This is a genomic window from Bacillus sp. SIMBA_031 (genome assembly GCF_046535225.1).
Classification (GTDB): Bacteria; Bacillota; Bacilli; order Bacillales; family Bacillaceae; genus Bacillus; species Bacillus velezensis.
In genome coordinates this window covers 1-265 of the sequence record NZ_JAWRXC010000324.1, presented here as the reverse complement: position 1 = coordinate 265, position 265 = coordinate 1, and the positions used below count along the sequence as shown (strand labels likewise).

The window sequence follows — 265 nt, the reverse complement described above, 5'->3', positions numbered from 1 at the left end:
AGGTTTGGGTCGCGATACGGGAACCGGCGCCACATGGTCAACATAGGGATGTAGTAGCGGAACGCGTCCCTTCGCAGCTCCTCTGTGGAGGCCGCCAAGGCAGCCTCCGGATCCTCGCCTACCCGTTCAACCCACTGTTGCTCCGCGCCCTCGTACAGCGCGAGGAACTCGGTGAACTGCTCATCGAGTTCCTTAAGATCCCACCACTCTGAAATTTTGGGCCGCATGGGCCCGTCAAAGACGTAATCACTGCGGAACAGGTCCA

General features: G+C 59.6%; 1 protein-coding gene. It reads right to left on the bottom strand.

The window, feature by feature from the left end; all coding sequences use genetic code 11:
• On the bottom strand, positions 1 to 265 hold a 265-nt coding region (locus SB724_RS20490; protein ID WP_410572738.1), incomplete at both ends, for a PaaX family transcriptional regulator C-terminal domain-containing protein.